Origin of the sequence: Nereida ignava (assembly GCF_001049735.1) — a bacterium.
GTDB classification, from domain to species: Bacteria; Pseudomonadota; Alphaproteobacteria; order Rhodobacterales; family Rhodobacteraceae; genus Nereida; species Nereida ignava.
In genome coordinates, this window is the sequence record NZ_CVPC01000004.1 from 116,011 (window position 1) to 130,849 (window position 14,839).

General features: G+C 54.8%; 15 protein-coding genes. 4 read left to right on the plus strand and 11 right to left on the minus strand.

Annotation, left to right across the window (positions count from 1 at the left end; translation table 11 throughout):
- The first annotated feature begins 97 nt into the window (after positions 1–97).
- On the plus strand, positions 98–1,369 hold the full coding sequence (gene phaZ / locus NIG5292_RS04440; protein WP_048598294.1) for a polyhydroxyalkanoate depolymerase: 1,272 nt from the start codon (positions 98–100) through the stop codon (positions 1,367–1,369).
- An 18-nt stretch (positions 1,370–1,387) separates the two neighbouring features.
- Positions 1,388–1,966: a DUF6151 family protein gene (locus NIG5292_RS04445; RefSeq protein ID WP_048598295.1), complete on the plus strand. Its 579-nt coding sequence runs from the start codon at positions 1,388–1,390 to the stop codon at positions 1,964–1,966.
- A gap of 10 nt (positions 1,967–1,976) precedes the next feature.
- Here the strand turns inward: NIG5292_RS04445 and NIG5292_RS04450 are convergent, their stop codons facing one another.
- From NIG5292_RS04450 to NIG5292_RS04490, 9 genes are all read right to left on the minus strand, one after another.
- On the minus strand, positions 1,977–2,684 hold the full coding sequence (locus NIG5292_RS04450) for an alpha/beta fold hydrolase (protein WP_048598296.1): 708 nt from the start codon (positions 2,682–2,684) through the stop codon (positions 1,977–1,979).
- Positions 2,681–3,802 carry a cobalamin-independent methionine synthase II family protein gene (locus tag NIG5292_RS04455; protein ID WP_048598297.1) on the minus strand — a complete coding sequence of 374 codons (1,122 nt, stop codon included), beginning with the start codon at positions 3,800–3,802 and terminating at the stop codon, positions 2,681–2,683. Before NIG5292_RS04455 ends, NIG5292_RS04450 begins: the two co-directional genes overlap by 4 nt.
- Positions 3,803–3,884: 82 nt before the next feature.
- A complete protein-coding gene (locus NIG5292_RS04460; protein WP_048598298.1) occupies positions 3,885–4,844 on the minus strand; it encodes a cupin domain-containing protein in 960 nt (319 codons plus the stop codon).
- 29 nt (positions 4,845–4,873) lie between these two features.
- Positions 4,874–5,824: a nuclear transport factor 2 family protein gene (locus NIG5292_RS04465; protein ID WP_048598299.1), complete on the minus strand. Its 951-nt coding sequence runs from the start codon at positions 5,822–5,824 to the stop codon at positions 4,874–4,876.
- Positions 5,824–6,831 carry a LacI family DNA-binding transcriptional regulator gene (locus NIG5292_RS04470; protein WP_048598300.1) on the minus strand — a complete coding sequence of 336 codons (1,008 nt, stop codon included), beginning with the start codon at positions 6,829–6,831 and terminating at the stop codon, positions 5,824–5,826. The genes NIG5292_RS04465 and NIG5292_RS04470 overlap by 1 nt, the downstream gene beginning before the upstream one ends.
- Positions 6,832–6,856: 25 nt before the next feature.
- On the minus strand, positions 6,857–7,603 hold the full coding sequence (locus NIG5292_RS04475) for an SDR family NAD(P)-dependent oxidoreductase (protein WP_048598301.1): 747 nt from the start codon (positions 7,601–7,603) through the stop codon (positions 6,857–6,859).
- Between the two features lie 190 nt (positions 7,604–7,793).
- Positions 7,794–8,780: an ester cyclase gene (locus tag NIG5292_RS04480; RefSeq protein ID WP_048598302.1), complete on the minus strand. Its 987-nt coding sequence runs from the start codon at positions 8,778–8,780 to the stop codon at positions 7,794–7,796.
- On the minus strand, positions 8,777–9,427 hold the full coding sequence (msrA, locus tag NIG5292_RS04485) for a peptide-methionine (S)-S-oxide reductase MsrA (RefSeq protein WP_048598303.1): 651 nt from the start codon (positions 9,425–9,427) through the stop codon (positions 8,777–8,779). The genes NIG5292_RS04480 and msrA overlap by 4 nt, the downstream gene beginning before the upstream one ends.
- 44 nt (positions 9,428–9,471) lie before the next feature.
- A complete protein-coding gene (locus NIG5292_RS04490; RefSeq protein WP_048598341.1) occupies positions 9,472–10,701 on the minus strand; it encodes an MFS transporter in 1,230 nt (409 codons plus the stop codon).
- 136 nt (positions 10,702–10,837) lie between these two features.
- On the opposite strand from NIG5292_RS04490, the gene NIG5292_RS04495 reads away from it, so the two are divergent.
- Positions 10,838–11,581: a rhomboid family intramembrane serine protease gene (locus NIG5292_RS04495; RefSeq protein ID WP_048598304.1), complete on the plus strand. Its 744-nt coding sequence runs from the start codon at positions 10,838–10,840 to the stop codon at positions 11,579–11,581.
- Positions 11,582–11,610: 29 nt separating this feature from the next.
- Here NIG5292_RS04495 and NIG5292_RS04500 read toward each other — a convergent pair whose 3' ends face one another.
- Positions 11,611–12,396, minus strand: a complete 786-nt coding sequence (locus NIG5292_RS04500) for an inositol monophosphatase family protein (RefSeq protein ID WP_048598305.1) — start codon at positions 12,394–12,396, stop codon at positions 11,611–11,613.
- A gap of 71 nt (positions 12,397–12,467) precedes the next feature.
- Here NIG5292_RS04500 and NIG5292_RS04505 point away from each other — a divergent pair, with 71 nt between their 5' ends.
- On the plus strand, positions 12,468–13,883 hold the full coding sequence (locus NIG5292_RS04505; protein ID WP_143081986.1) for a pyridoxal phosphate-dependent decarboxylase family protein: 1,416 nt from the start codon (positions 12,468–12,470) through the stop codon (positions 13,881–13,883).
- A gap of 6 nt (positions 13,884–13,889) precedes the next feature.
- Here NIG5292_RS04505 and NIG5292_RS04510 read toward each other — a convergent pair whose 3' ends face one another.
- Positions 13,890–14,795 carry a LysR family transcriptional regulator gene (locus NIG5292_RS04510; protein ID WP_048598306.1) on the minus strand — a complete coding sequence of 302 codons (906 nt, stop codon included), beginning with the start codon at positions 14,793–14,795 and terminating at the stop codon, positions 13,890–13,892.
- Positions 14,796–14,839: the final 44 nt, after the last annotated feature.

Consider the following 14,839-nt stretch of genomic DNA (forward strand, 5'->3'; position numbering starts at 1 on the left):
AGTCGCAGCATAACACATGCTTTGTTCCCAAAGCAGCCCCACTATGTGTTACCATACATCAACGTAGCGCATGCGTGAACCGATGCAGGAGACGAACATGAAATATATGGCAATGTATGACTGGATGGAGACGGTTCGAAACACCAACCAGTGGCTTGGTGCATCCGCGCGCGCCCTTACATCCTACCCTGCAACGGCCGCCATGCCCAACCCGATGCTGGACTGGGTCCGTGCATGGGGCGAAGTTACCGAACGCAGTTTTTCGCGCATGACCGTCAAACCTGACTGGGACATCGCGCATTTCACCAACGCAAAAGGCCAAGACCGTCTGGTTGAGCCACGTGTCGTCATGGCGCGCGATTTTGGTGATCTGCTACACTTTCATATTCCCGGTCGCAAAAAGAAACGCCACAAAGTGCTGCTCGCCGCGCCAATGTCCGGCCACTATGCAACATTGCTGCGATCAACTGTTTTGAGCCTGCTGCCTGATTGCGAGGTCTACATCACAGATTGGCACAACGCCCGCGACATTCCCGTCAGCGCGGGTAAGTTCGATGTGGAAGACTACACGCTCTATCTGGCGGACTTTATGCGCGAACTTGGGCCAGAAACACACGTGGTTGCGGTGTGTCAGCCCGTACCGCTTGCGCTAGCGGCAACGGCTTATCTTGCACAAGAAAACCCAGACGCACAGCCAGCCAGCCTGACTTTGATCGGCGGGCCTGTGGATCCTGATGCAAACCCAACTGATGTGACGGACTTTGGCCACTCGGTCTCAATGGGGCAGTTGCATGAAACAATGATCCAGCGGGTCGGTTTCAAATACAAAGGTGTTGGGCGCAAAGTATACCCCGGCTTACTGCAGCTTTCGTCGTTCATCTCGATGAACCTTGAAAAGCACGCAGCAGCATTTGGCGATCAAATCGCCCGCGTTGCCCGCGACGAGGCCGGAGACCACGACAAGCATAACGTATTTTATGACGAATACCTTGCCGTCATGGACATGACCGCCGAGTTTTACCTTTCAACGGTTGAACGCATTTTCAAAGAACGCGAAATTGCACGTAACTGTTTCACGGTGAACAGCACGAAAGTAGACATCAGCAAGATCACCGATGTTGCTGTCAAAATCGTGGAAGGCGAGAACGACGACATTTCAGGGCCTGGGCAATGTCTTGCTGCTCTCGATTTATTGACTGGCCTGCCTGATGCGAAAAAGGCTAGTCATTTGGAGCCAGGCGCAGGTCACTATGGCATTTTTGCAGGCCGCAAATGGCGCGAGAATATCCGTCCGTTGGTCATCGATTTTATGGCCAGCAACGCACGAACAACGAGTACTGACGCTGCAAATTCGAACTCTGCGGCTTAACTTTAAACGGGGTCATTCATGACTAGTGATGTAACGCTCAGCTGCAGCTGCGGCGCGCTTTCGGCAAAACTGTTAAATGTGAGACCGCAACACGGCTTTCATGCCTCCTGTGATTGCGATGATTGCCACGCCACCAACAATCACCACGGCGTACATGACCCCAAAGATACGGCGATTGATCTTTATCAAACCAGCCCGTCAAACCTGAAAATCCTATCGGGTGGTGAGAACCTGAGTGTGCTGCGGCTTCATAAATCCGGCGGGCTGCTGCGCTGGTATGCGAAATGCTGCGACACACCGATGTATAACACCATGGCCAGCCCGAAGCTGCCCGTGGTGGGCGTTGTTGCAAGCAATGTTGATAACCCGGAAGCGCTTGGCCCTGTGCGCGCACAAGGTTTTGTTAAAAAGGACGGAAAAACCACGCATAAGAATATGGTCGGAATGCTGAGCCGAATGATTGGCCGCATGGCCCGTGAGCGTATCTCGGGAAGGTGGCGTGACACGCCCTTTTTCGACGCATCCACGATGGAACCGGTTGTTACACCCTATACTCTTACCGCAGACGAACGCACCGCTGCCTACCAACCAAGATAACGCGGGCGGCTTAAGCTGCCGTAGGCATGTTCATCCAGTCATAGAGTAGGTCAATGACCTCATCAGGTGTCTCAAGCGTCGGCAAGTGGCCCGCGTTTTCCAGCACGTGAAGCCGCGCGTTTACGATCAGCTCGGCCATAAACGTGTGGCGTCGCACAGGACACAGCGCATCATGTTCGCCGCAAATGACCATGGTCGGCACATGTACACGGCGCAGGGTGCCTTGCTGGTCGCGGCGGCGCTGTAGCGCGCGAGACTGACGGATGAATACATCAGGCCCAAGGGTCCGCGCCATTTCCATCACCAGATCAAGCACATCTTGGCGTGCAGGACCCGGTGCTAAATAGTTGGGCTTCATTTCGTCGCGCATGACCTCAAGCAAACGGCCCGTTTTCGCCGCAACAATCTGCGGTTCGCGCATTGCAGCAACTTGAGGAATTTCGGCAAGCGGGTTCGTATCCAGTAAGCAAAGCCGCGTGATCCGCTCGGGCGCGCGGCGCATCAACTCCATCGCGACGATGCCCCCCATCGACAGGCCCGCCAGTGCAAACCGGCGCGGCAGCAGATCAAGAAGCGCACCTGCGATATCCTCAACCCGCTCACCTTGTGTGATGGGCGCGACCATCACAGCATGTGTTGACGACATCGCCGCCAACTGCGGCCCAAACAGCCGCGCATCACACATCATACCGGGTAAAAATACAATTGGTTCGCTCATGCGCTTTCCAACTTGGCTCCTTCACTAAGTGAACCAAGTTTTGCATATGCAATGTCCGGATCAACGGCACCAAAGCCCGCAAACGTGCCAAAGCCGCAGTCACTACCAGCGATCACACGGTCTGCACCGACGATATTGGTAAACTTGGCAATGCGTTCAGCAACCAGCTGGGGGTGCTCAACAAAGTTCGTCGTTGTGTCAACAACACCTGGTACCAAGATTTTGCTGTCAGGGATTTCAGAGACGCGATCGCGGAACACTGTCCATTCGTGGGCGTGACGCGGGTTTGATGTTTCAAAAAGCAACTGATCAGCACCAACCGACATTAGCGTGCTAAAGACCGTGTCCATATCAATGTCGCACACGTGCGGTCCCTCGTAGTTGCCCCAACAAATATGGACGCGGACACGTGACGGGTCGATCCCTTCAAGGGCGTGGTTCAGCGCCTCAACGTGGCCCGCTGCGATTTTCAAAAACTCCGCATCGGTCAGGTCTTGGAACAGCATGTGGCGCGACAAGGCCAGATCAGGACAATCAAGCTGCAGGTACAGGCCCGCATCAACAATAGCGCGGTACTCAGCGCGCATTACATCCGCGAGCGCTGCCAAATAGGCCTCGCGCGTGGGGTAGTAGTCGTTTTGCAAAAAGAGGCTGATCACACCGGGGGACGCGGCATTCATAAAGCCCTCAGACGCGCCATGCTTTTGCATCGCGGCTTTCAGGTTTGCGATATCTTTAGCCAGATCATCAACAGGTTTGGCCTTCACCTCGCCCACACACATGGGGCGGTTATATGTAGGGGTGCCGCCACCTTGGGCTTGGCGCTCAAGAAACTTGGGAAACAGCTTCAAATCAGCAGGCGCATTGCGGGGGCTGTCACCGTCAAAGCCGGTGTAGCGATCTTTGACGTAGGTCGCATAGCTGATCTTGGATGTCTCACCATCACTGACGATATCAACGCCCGCGGCCACTTGGCGCGCAACTACATCATCGACTGCCTTTGTCATGCAGTTGTCAAATGCGGCTTGATCGTATGGCTGTTCTTTTTCGCGGGCGAAAATGAAATCCACCACTTCTTGAACCCGCGGAAGTGAGCCTACGTGCGTTGTTTTAACCATCTGATATCCCCAAAATTATTCAACGCCACACTAGGCATTTTGGCCCTGCCCTCAACCCGATAGTCGGGCAAGGCCAATCATTTTACTGGACCCAAGTAAGGCCGGCAGCGTCATCCGTAGCACTCACACGGTAAAGCGCTGCCTCGCCTGTCATCGCAGGTGTGATGGTACGTGCTTTGTTGGGCGGAATAGCAAAAGTGTCCCCCGGGGCCAGAACCGTTTCAAAGCCTTCGACATTCACTTTCCAATGGCCGGTCATGCCCATAAGCACCTCATGCTTTTCCGTGGTGTATCCAGCATCAGGCAGGGAGCCGCGGCCAATCATGTCCACATCAAAGCCAGGCTTATCAATGAGCATCCCGTGCTCACCGATAACACGCGCGGGCTGTTTGTCCGCTAATGCAAGCATGTCGTAATACCGCGCCACATATCTCGGCACGACTTCGGATGTGGTGGGTTCAGGAAACGCAGCCAATTCCGCGTCACTCAGCACCGGCATCGGAACAACCCCATCAGGTAAAGTTTCCCCTTTTTTGGTGTCATAAAGACGTCCGTTGTCGCCCAGAACCAAACCGTGCGCACCCGCATCCTCAATGACTTGCGGCGCCCAAATTACGCCGCCGCCTGCATCATCACCGCCCAAGATGGCCATGATCATGCCGTAGTCGTCACCGATGTTTTCAAACCCGCGGAAAATACCTGTTGGAATATTAAAGATGTCGCCCGCTTCCAAAGTGACTTCACCTGCATCACCCCAACGGCCCCAGAAAAAGCGCCACTTGCCTTTAAGGACAAAGAAAACCTCTGCAGTGCGGTGGCTGTGCAGAGAGTTGCGGCACTTAGGCGGCTGTCCGGCAGCACCGATGTTAAAGCCGATCTGATCAGAAATATGGACGTGCTGGTCGGCGCTTTCAGACACGCCGCCCCCAATGATTGTGAAATTCTCTTTTTGATCAGAACCCGGCGTATGTGCATCAATAAATGCGGTCCGGCAGGGTTTAAGTTCGCCGTAGCGAACGATGCGATCTGACAAATCAGTCATGTTGGTCTTCCCGTAGTATAGTGGCTGGCTCAGCCTTGGTGTTTCAAAATTTGCGCCCAGATGGCGACTTCATCAATCAGCGTCCACTCGCGGCGCAGGCCCCAAGGCCCGTATTCCACGTGGGTGATGCCCATCACGTGGACCGGCGCACCGGTGGGTTTTCCGAACATGCCCCATCCGTCGTGTTTGCCGTCCAGTGACCAGCGCACCGCGGCACGTGGCGGCATCATCGGATCTTCGCGACCGATAACGTGGTTCAGTTTGAATTCTGCAGAAGGGAACGCAGAGCGAAGCCCAAGCCAGAATGCATCAGCAAACTCGTGGCTGTGACCTTTCTTATTGCCCGCGTATTCAAGCTGTGCGCCGCGATCATATTCACGACTGATTACGCTGAATTCTGCGCGCATCATCCGCTCGATGAGACTGGCGGTCTTAGCGCCCCATTCATTGTCGTTGCCGCGTCCAAGGTAGGGACCGTCTTCGTCAATCGCAGGGGTGAACGGCGTCATCTCGTTCAAACGCTCGGCTGCAAATTCCCGTGGCTCATAGCCAAGTTGCCGTACAATGCCGCCATTATCGCGGATCAGCCATTCGTCAGAGATCATGTTGTCTTGAGCAAAACAGTCTGCCAGCGCGAGGCTAACCACCTTGCGGCCCGTAGGCGCGCCGAATGCGCCGTCCCCAAGATGCGTCGCCGTTGAGCGGATCCGGTGAGACGACAACATCCCCTCTTCCGGCGTGCCGCACCAAATTACGTCTTCCCCGAGCAAAGTACGATCAGGAAACTGAACCAGCGTTGCCATCGTCGCCGCCGTCGCACCCTTTTCACCGCGCGCAAACACACCGGGCATCCGGACGTAGACATCAGGGTGGTAATAGCGCTCCATCGCTTCGCCCAGGCCGCGATCTTCCCAAACCTCTTTGGTAATGCCGATGATATAATCAGGGAAATCTTTGAATTTATTGTCGAAGCCGCGCATCAGTTTTCCTTTGGTACTTTGGCTGAAGTTCTGACCACGAGGGGTCCATCAATTGTAATTTGATCTGCAGAGGCATCTGCGTCCTCAATCATCGCTAAAAGAGTGTCGACGGTTGCATGAACCATACGGTTTACGGGCTGACGAAGGGTCGTCAGCTCATACGCCCCCCACGCCGCCATGGAGACATCATCATATCCAACGATCGAAACATCATTTGGCACAGATATCTTCATTGCACCGCGCAAATGATCCATCACTGCGAACGCCATGTGATCATTACCCACAAAAATTGCGTCGCAACCGTGCTCGCTCACAAGAGTTTCTGCCGCCTCAGCCGCAGTATCACGGCGGTACATCCCATCAATCTGATGCACCAGCTCTGATCCCGCCGCTTGTAGCCCACTTGCAAAGCCCTGCGCGCGGTCTTGGCCCGTGATCGAGCCCATCCAACCCGAAATATGACCGATCCGCCGATGCCCGCCTTTAACGAGAAACGACGCAATCTTGGCCGCACCTTGAAGGTTGTCGCTGGTGACCTGAGCCAATGCACCGCCCCGTTGACCACGGTTAAAAAGGACCAGTGGGATACCAGCAGCAGCGCATCTATTGGTCAGCTCGTCACTGATGCCCACGCTTGCAGCGATGATGCCGTCCACCTGATAATCCATTAACTGATCAAAAGTCTGTTTGACCTCTTCGCCGCGGCCTTTGGTTGTAAATATCAAGATGTGGTAACCTTGCTCTTTGAGCACATTACTAAGCCGCTCAAGCGCATCTGGATAAAACTGATTATCAAGGTAAGCCACGACCAACCCGATGATCTTTGAGCGCCCCGTAATTAACCCGCGCGCCAACCTATTGGGCCGGTATCCAAGGGCATCAGCGGCGCTGCGTACTTTGTCTTGGGTCGCCTTGCTGGCGCTGGCACCACTGAAAACGCGGCTGACAGCAGACTGGCTTACACCCGCCCGCTGCGCCACATCAAACGAGGTGACTTTACCCTTCATTGGGCACCATTGGGGCGCGCACACCTCATCCCGCAGTCCAGCCGCCGTCCACTAAAATAGACGTTCCCGTGACCATCGCACTGGCGTCCGTGGCCAGAAAAACTACGGCGCCCATGATATCTTCGATCTCAGCCACACGGGGCAGTTTAATCTTTTCTTCGATCCACGCGCGCTTTGCTGGATCTTCAAAAGTGGCTTCGGTCAACGGTGTGCGAATAAACGTCGGACAAATGGTGTTCACGCGAATGTTGCGCGGCCCCCATTCGATGGCCATCGCCTTAGTCATGCCCTCAACGGCATGTTTTGTGCCGCAATATACGGCCCGTTCCATCCCGCCGACGTGGCCCATCTGGCTGCTGATCTGGATGATCGAGCCACCGTTCTGCATGCCTTTGGCCGCTTCTTGCGCAAGAAAATACGCCGCTTTGAAATTAATCGCTGACACTGCATCAAAATCTTCAGGGCGTGCATCAATCGCGGGACCGTGGCGCGCCATACCAGCGGAGTTACACACAACATCGACAGGTGTTTTCAGCACTTCACGCACAGCTTCAAGGTCTGTCACATCAAGCTGAACTGCTTCAACAGAAAGGCCCTGAGCGGCCATTTCATCTGTGGCGGCCTGCAACTCGGACATGCCACGCGCAGCCATCACCACATGCGCGCCTGCTTGCGCCAAAGCGGCAGCACAGCCCAAACCGATACCACGCGATGCGCCAGTAACCAGTGCACGTTTGCCATCAAGACGGAACGACGGGGTGTTGGGGATCATGGCTCAGACTCACTCTTGCATAGGTTTGCAAGATTACCCTACGCCCAAGATTTACACCTGACAATCCCCTTAGGGTGATCGCCTTAAATGTCGAGACATGTAATGAGATTTCTCAGCTGATCCGCAGATATGGCGGTGCCGTTCGTTTAACACCGCCACTTTCACCGTGATACTTTTGAGGCGCGCGCCCTTACCAGGTTAATTCACGCATCCGCGCCAGAACATCCACGCCAAGCTGGGCGTAAGCATCCAGCAAATCAACAAGCACCCAGTTTTCACGAATAAGACCGTCTTTCACCCGCCAGAAATCAAGACTGCGCATGGTGATGCGCTTGCCCGACGGTGCAATTCCAAGCCATCCACCACCATCAAGCGTCATATTCATGCCGGGCCATGCAGTGAAAGCAACATAGTCGCCTTGCGCAAAATAATGCCCCTTCTCAACCTCACCTTTACGGTCAGGCATCGCATTCAAAAACGGGATTTGGTGGTGCTTGCGAAAACCTTCGATCCCGCGCGCGGTCCCAATGCCTGCTGGCCCGTACCAACTACAGCGAGGATCCCAAAACGCAGGAAGCCGCATCGCCTCTTCGCCGTCGTTGTTAAAGCTGAGATGGTGCAACATATCGCCCACCACCGCAGATGCCGCAGCACCATCCCCTTCAATGCGGAGACCGTCACAGGTTGACGGTCCAAAAACCGTCATCTCGCGGCCCAAGCTGGGCGACATCGGCCATGCACCGGCCTGCATCATCAATTCGGGAATGTCCCAAAGCGCCTGCATTTCAACGATCTGATCCCCTTCAACGCGAAAGAACTCATGAAACCGCATTGTTGCAAGGCGCGCCGTGGGCGGGATGTCCAAGAAGGGTGCCGCAAATTTACCCGCGTAATGCCCGCAGTGCCCGATCCATGTTTGACCATGGGTATCAACGCCCTGCATTTTGATAAACGGACGGCGCTCAAGATCGGGAAACGCAGTGTAGAGCGCGCTCAACGGCCCACCGCTTGAGGAACCGCCACCAACTGCTCCGTCAGCCGCGGCAAAATCAGCGACCGGCATCGTTTCAAACGGATAGGCAAGGTGCACTGTGGCGTCTGGTGCGAATTTCGCATTTACTTCAGCCTGAGCTACATCGAAAGAGCACCCCTCCAGAATGTCAAAAACGTTAATCATGCATCAAGTCCTGCAGGGCAGCTGACGCCGGTTCCGCCGATCCCGCAATATCCAGCAGGATTTTTCGCCAGATATTGCTGGTGATAATCTTCCGCGAAATAAAACGTCGGTGCCTCAAGAATTTCTGTGGTAACCGCTGGAAAACCCGCCGCATCCAAACGTTCCTGATAGGCAGATTTGCTTTGTAACGCCGCGACCATTTGCGCCTCAGTGCTACAATAAATGCCCGAACGGTACTGCGTGCCAAGGTCATTACCCTGCCGCATACCTTGGGTCGGATCATGCCCTTCCCAAAAAGCAACAAGCAACTCTTGGAACGAAATAACCGCCGGATCATAAACCACGCGCACCACTTCGTTGTGCCCCGTCTTGCCAGTGCAGACCTCATCATATGTGGCGTTCGGCGTGTGACCCGCAGCGTAGCCCACCATGGTTAACCACACGCCTTCAAGTTGCCAGAAAATCCGCTCAACGCCCCAAAAACAGCCCATTCCAAACTGCACAACCTCCATGCCTGTCGGCACGTCCATTGTCAGATCGCGGCCCGACACAAAATGTGTCGCAGCTGTTGCAATCGGATCAGCACGACCCGCAAGCGCATTTTGCGCGCTTACCATCTGCATCTTTTTTCTTTGAAATAACATCATCGCAAAAACTCCATTCCGCAGCTTCTTTGGTCAGTGATATAGGGTCAGGTCGCCGGTTCGGCCAGCACGCGACTAAACACAGTTTCGTTGCCAGGTGTCGGGTGACGCGGGATCAACAAGGACAGGCCAAGGGACAAACCAGCCATGCCCGCCGCCAAGATAAATACCAGCCCTGGTGATGTCAGCCACACATACCCTAACAGAGCAGGCAAAAAGACCGCTGCAATGTGGTTGATGGTGAACGCCACGGCCGCAGTGGGCGCGATATCTGCAGGATCAGCGATTTTCTGGAAATACGTTTTAATCGCCAACGCAAGACTGAAAAACAGGTGGTTTACCACGTAAAGTGACGCCGCCAAGACGACGCCCCATCCCAAGTAATAGATGCCAGAATATGCCACGAAAACCACGAACAGCCCCACATATTCAACTGCCAATGCGCGGCGCTCGCCGAAGACTGCGACGACTTTGCCGATCATCGGCGCAAAAACCATGTTCGCGACCAAAGTAATCATCAAAAGCCCTGTGATCTCGTCCACTTTATAGCCAAAACGCTCAACCATCATGAAAGCTGCGAAAACCACAAAAATTTGGCGGCGCGCACCGGACATGAACTGCAGTGCATAATATAGCCAATACCTTTTGCGCAAAACGAACTCCTTGCGCTGTGGGTTGGGGCTTTCAAACTGTGGATAGGCAAAATACGCAAATATCGCGAGGCACGCCGTGATTAAACCGCCTGTCATGTAGACTGCGTTATAACTCAGGCCGAGCGGCTCCCACAAAAACTGCAGGCCGATATAGACAGACAACGTGGCCGCAGACCCTGCGCCAATGATCCAGCCCAATGTTTGTGGCGCGCGCGCCTTATCAATCCACTGCAACTGAAGCGATTGGTTCACCGTCTCATAATAATGAAAGCCGATGCTGCTGAGCATCGTAAGGGTCAAAATACCGCCCATGTAGGGAAACTTTGCGGTCAAAGCTGTGGCAACGCCCAGCAAAACCAACGCCACAATTCCCAATACCTGCTCACGCATCACCATCAAAACAGCGATCACCCCGATCGCAAAAAAGCCCGGAATTTCGCGCACCGTGTGCAGCCAGCCGATGTCACTGCCGTCAAAACCCGCGACCTCAATTACAAAGTTATTGAGCAGTGCGGACCATGTGGAAAAGGCAATTGGCATCGCGGCCGCCATCAAAAACAGCAGAGCAACAGGCTGGCGCCAAACCGGCAGGGCCTTGGCTTCGGAGAGTTGAATATATTTCATACGCATTGCGATACGCCGAACCCGCATCAAAAGGAAGCCACCTTGTGCCGCGCTTATGCGTTCTCACATTAGTATATGTCCGCCAAGCACGCCGTTGCTCTTGACCAATGCATAGGCGCAGATCACCTTTGCGGATATGTTTCCAATCCGCGATCATAATCCGTCAGGCCGCCTGCCCTTCGTGACCTACACGTTGATGGCACTGAACATCGGCATTTTCCTCAGTTACTGGCCGATCATGGACGACCCGCGCGCGCTGACGCGATTTTATATGGAGTGGTCGCTCATCCCGCGTCAGGTAACGGGTGGCTTGGACTTTGCTGGGTTGGTGACGTCGATGTTTTTGCATGGTGGCCTGATGCATTTGGCCGGAAACATGCTGTTTTTGTTCATCTTTGGCGACAACATGGAAGACGCCTTTGGACATTTTGGCTTTGCTGTTTTCTATCTGGCGTGCGGTGTGGGTGCAGGTCTCGCACATGTTATTTCTGATCCACTTAGCACAATTCCCACTGTCGGCGCGTCAGGGGCAATCGCTGCTGTGATGGGGGGATATTTGCTCCTCTACCCCAAGGCGCGAGTGGATATTTTGTTGATCTTGGTGATCATCTTCAAAGTCATTCCCGTACCTGCGTGGATCATGCTGGGGCTGTGGTTTGCCTTCCAACTCTTTAGCGGGATCACAGCGCCAGCAGGCGCCGGCGTTGCCTATTGGGCGCACGCGGGGGGCTTTTTGATCGGGATGGCAGCGACTGTGCCCTACTGGGTCAAAAACGGCGGGCCGGCATTTTGGCGGGTGCGGCAGATGCAGCCGCCCCACCCAGAAGCGCAATACACATACGCGCGCAGCAACGTCCCGCGCGTAACGCGGCGCAGATAAACCTCGCGGTCAAACTTCAGGCACAGACCTTAAGAGCGGATGACTTTGGCGAAGTTGTCGAAGATTTCGTTATTTGCAGCAATCACTGTGCCGCTGCCGATAATGTCGTCACCTGCTGCTACGGCGTCAATCATGCCGCCACCCTCAGTCACGATGATCAAGCCCGCAGCGATGTCCCACGGCTTAAGGCGGCGTTCCCAGAAACCTTCATAGCGGCCAGCCGCTACATAGGCCAAATCCAACGAGGCCGCACCAAAGCGGCGCACACCGGATGTTGCAGGCAACAAACGACCCAAGTCTTGGAGTGTTTGTGGAAGGTCTGCACGACCAGCCCAAGGCAAGCCAGTTGCAAAAACTGATTCGATCAAACGGTTGCGTCCAGACACCCGAATACGGCTTTCGTTCAGCCAAGCACCCTGTCCCTTTTCAGCAAAGAAACATTCATCTTTCACTGGATCGTAAATGACGCCAGCAACAATCGCGCCTTTGTGCTCAAGCGCGATTGAAACAGCCCAGTGCGGCAGGCCGTGCAAAAAGTTTGTCGTGCCATCAAGCGGGTCAACGATCCAGCGGCGGGTTGGGTCCTGCCCTTCGATCTCGGCGCTCTCTTCGCCCAAGAAACCATAGGTCGGACGCGCTTCCATAAGTTCTTCGCGAATGATTTGTTCTGCGTTCAGATCAGCGCGCGTCACAAAATCGCCCGCCCCTTTGACGCTGACTTGGAGCTGTTCGACCTCTCCAAAATCCTTCAAAAGCGCGCGGCCCACTTTTCGGGCAGTTTTTATCATTACATTAAGATTGGCACTGCCCTGCATGGCTCAACTCCTATAAAGCTCAAGCCGCGGCTATAGAACGTCATCCACCATCGCGCAAGGAGTTGTAACCCATGACAAACAAGAACCCTCATGAAGGCAACCGGATGGACCCAAATGACTGGACCGCGTTTCGCGCCGAGATGCATCAGGTCCTTGATGCATGTGTCGATCACCTTGAAAATGCCCGTAACCATCCGTGGCGGCCCGTTCCCGATGGGTTTGATGCGGCCATATCGCTTGACACGCCAACGCGCGGGGACGCGTCCAGTTTATTGACGGACACAATCATGCCCGCCTCCACCGGCAACACGCATCCAGCGTTCTTTGGATGGGTCCACGGCACGGGCCAAGCCATGGGGCTGGCTTCGGAAATGGTGGCGGCCGCGATGAATTCGAACTGCGGAGGCCGCGATCATGGGGGTATCCGCATTGAAAAAGAATGCATCCGCTGGCTGACCGATTTGGCGGGGCTAGGCGAAAATGCAAGCGGCATCCTGACCACGGGCACATCGCAGGCCACAATCTATGCGCTGTCTGCAGCAAAAGTAGCCCGATTTGGCGCAGATGTTCGCAAAACGGGTGTTCAGAATTTACCCACCGTGCGTGTTTATATCGCCAAAGGTGCGCATAGCTGTATCAAACAGGCCATGGAAATTCTTGGCTTTGGTGGGGACGCCGTGTGCCAGATCACCCTGAAAGACGGGGCGATGGATACGGATGCACTGCAAACACAGCTGACCCAAGACGCCGCTGCCGGCATTGTGCCGTTGGCAATTGTCGGCACCGCCGGAAGCGTCAACACCGGCACTTATGATGATCTGAACACTCTTTCGCGCATCGCCCAAGAGCACAGCACATGGCTGCACGTTGATGCGGCTTTCGGTTTTTGGATCCGTATCGCCGCACCGCGCCTCAGCATCCTTGCGAGCGGTATTGAGCACGCCAATTCCATAGCACTAGACGGGCACAAGTGGTTGGGTGTGCAATACGATTGCGGCGCGTGTTTGCTACGCGATCATGATCTGCACCGCGCGACATTCTCGGATCGTGCAGAGTATTTGACCGCGCAATCTGCAGGGATCGGTGCGGGGGATTGGTGGCCCACGGATTATGGCACCGAACTTAGCCGAGGGATGCGCGCGCTTAAACTGTGGACCACGCTCAAAACCCACGACCGCGATACAATAAGCGCCGCCATCACGGACAACTGTGATCAAGCCGCGCTAATGGGCGAGTTGGTTGAGGCGTCGCCCCATCTAACGCTCGCCCATCCTGTCATCTCAAACCTGTGCGTCTTTACGCCAAATGCCGGTGACGCCTCTGATATTGCAGCGGCCTTGCAGCTGTCTGGTGATGCAGTTTTTTCGACCACGACTGTTGATGGCAAAAACTGTTTGCGCGCGGCAATCGTGAACCACCGCACTACATCGCAAACAATCCACGACGTGATCGCTGCTGTTGAGGCGCAAGTGATCGCTGCGCGCTAAACGCTGCTACTGGCGTTGAAGTTTCACCGCTTCAATGCCAGCCAGCTTTAGCAGATGGGCCATGTAGGGTAGCGTGGTCTCGTTGCTGCGTGTGGCGGCATAAAGCCTGCGCGTAATGCCTGTTTCTGTCAGTGGCCGAGTTACGTAGTCAGACGAGTATTTCACCTCGCGCACGACCCAATCAGGCAACACCGCCACACCGCGATTTGAGGCAACCAACAACAAGATCACGGCTGTCAGCTCCGCTTGACGGACCTCTGCAGGTTCAACTTTGGCGGGGATCAAGAGCTGTGAAAAAACATCAAGCCGCGAGCGTTCAACGGGATAGGTGATCAGAGTTTCGCCGCGAAAATCCTCAGCATCGACAAAAGGCTTGCTGGCCAGCGGGTGCTGGTTCGAGGCAACAAAAACCGCGTCGTAATCAAAAAGAGGTGTGAAATCGACACCAGCCAGATCCGCCGGATCCGATGATACAACAAGATCAACTTTTTCCTTTTGCAACGCGGGAAGCGCGTCAAAGGCCAAGCCGGGCAAAATATCAACATCCACGTCAGGCCAGGCTTTGCGGAATTTCTCAAGCACAGGAAACAACCACTCAAAACAGGCGTGACACTCAATCGCGATATGAAGGCGTCCTGCGCGGCCCTGCTCAATACCCGCAAACTCAGCCTCGAGCGCTGCGACTTGGGGCAACACTTGCTCAGCCAGTCCTAACAGCTTCATGCCCGCCGCCGACAATTTCAAAGGCTTTGAACGCCGGATAAACAGCTCAACTTGCGCTTGATCCTCAAGGCCTTTGATCTGATGGCTCAGCGCAGATTGGGTAATGTTGAGCCTGTCCGCGGCAGCCGACAGCCCACCGGCTTCATGGATCGCTTTAATCGTGCGGAGATGGCGAAACTCGATATGCATGCTGCCCTCATAATGATGTTGAGCGTTATGAACTTGTCTCAAGT

Coding starts and splice junctions, on each gene's coding strand:
- NIG5292_RS04480 (WP_048598302.1), bottom strand. CDS start 8,780: ATGATTAACGTTTTTGACATTCTGGAGGGGTGCTCTTTCGATGTAGCT.
- NIG5292_RS04505 (WP_143081986.1), top strand. CDS start 12,468: ATGACAAACAAGAACCCTCATGAAGGCAACCGGATGGACCCAAATGAC.
- NIG5292_RS04490 (WP_048598341.1), bottom strand. CDS start 10,701: ATGAAATATATTCAACTCTCCGAAGCCAAGGCCCTGCCGGTTTGGCGC.
- NIG5292_RS04455 (WP_048598297.1), bottom strand. CDS start 3,802: ATGGTTAAAACAACGCACGTAGGCTCACTTCCGCGGGTTCAAGAAGTG.
- NIG5292_RS04500 (WP_048598305.1), bottom strand. CDS start 12,396: ATGCAGGGCAGTGCCAATCTTAATGTAATGATAAAAACTGCCCGAAAA.
- NIG5292_RS04495 (WP_048598304.1), top strand. CDS start 10,838: ATGTTTCCAATCCGCGATCATAATCCGTCAGGCCGCCTGCCCTTCGTG.
- NIG5292_RS04460 (WP_048598298.1), bottom strand. CDS start 4,844: ATGACTGATTTGTCAGATCGCATCGTTCGCTACGGCGAACTTAAACCC.
- NIG5292_RS04510 (WP_048598306.1), bottom strand. CDS start 14,795: ATGCATATCGAGTTTCGCCATCTCCGCACGATTAAAGCGATCCATGAA.
- NIG5292_RS04475 (WP_048598301.1), bottom strand. CDS start 7,603: ATGATCCCCAACACCCCGTCGTTCCGTCTTGATGGCAAACGTGCACTG.
- phaZ (WP_048598294.1), top strand. CDS start 98: ATGAAATATATGGCAATGTATGACTGGATGGAGACGGTTCGAAACACC.
- msrA (WP_048598303.1), bottom strand. CDS start 9,427: ATGATGTTATTTCAAAGAAAAAAGATGCAGATGGTAAGCGCGCAAAAT.
- NIG5292_RS04450 (WP_048598296.1), bottom strand. CDS start 2,684: ATGAGCGAACCAATTGTATTTTTACCCGGTATGATGTGTGATGCGCGG.
- NIG5292_RS04465 (WP_048598299.1), bottom strand. CDS start 5,824: ATGCGCGGCTTCGACAATAAATTCAAAGATTTCCCTGATTATATCATC.
- NIG5292_RS04470 (WP_048598300.1), bottom strand. CDS start 6,831: ATGAAGGGTAAAGTCACCTCGTTTGATGTGGCGCAGCGGGCGGGTGTA.
- NIG5292_RS04445 (WP_048598295.1), top strand. CDS start 1,388: ATGACTAGTGATGTAACGCTCAGCTGCAGCTGCGGCGCGCTTTCGGCA.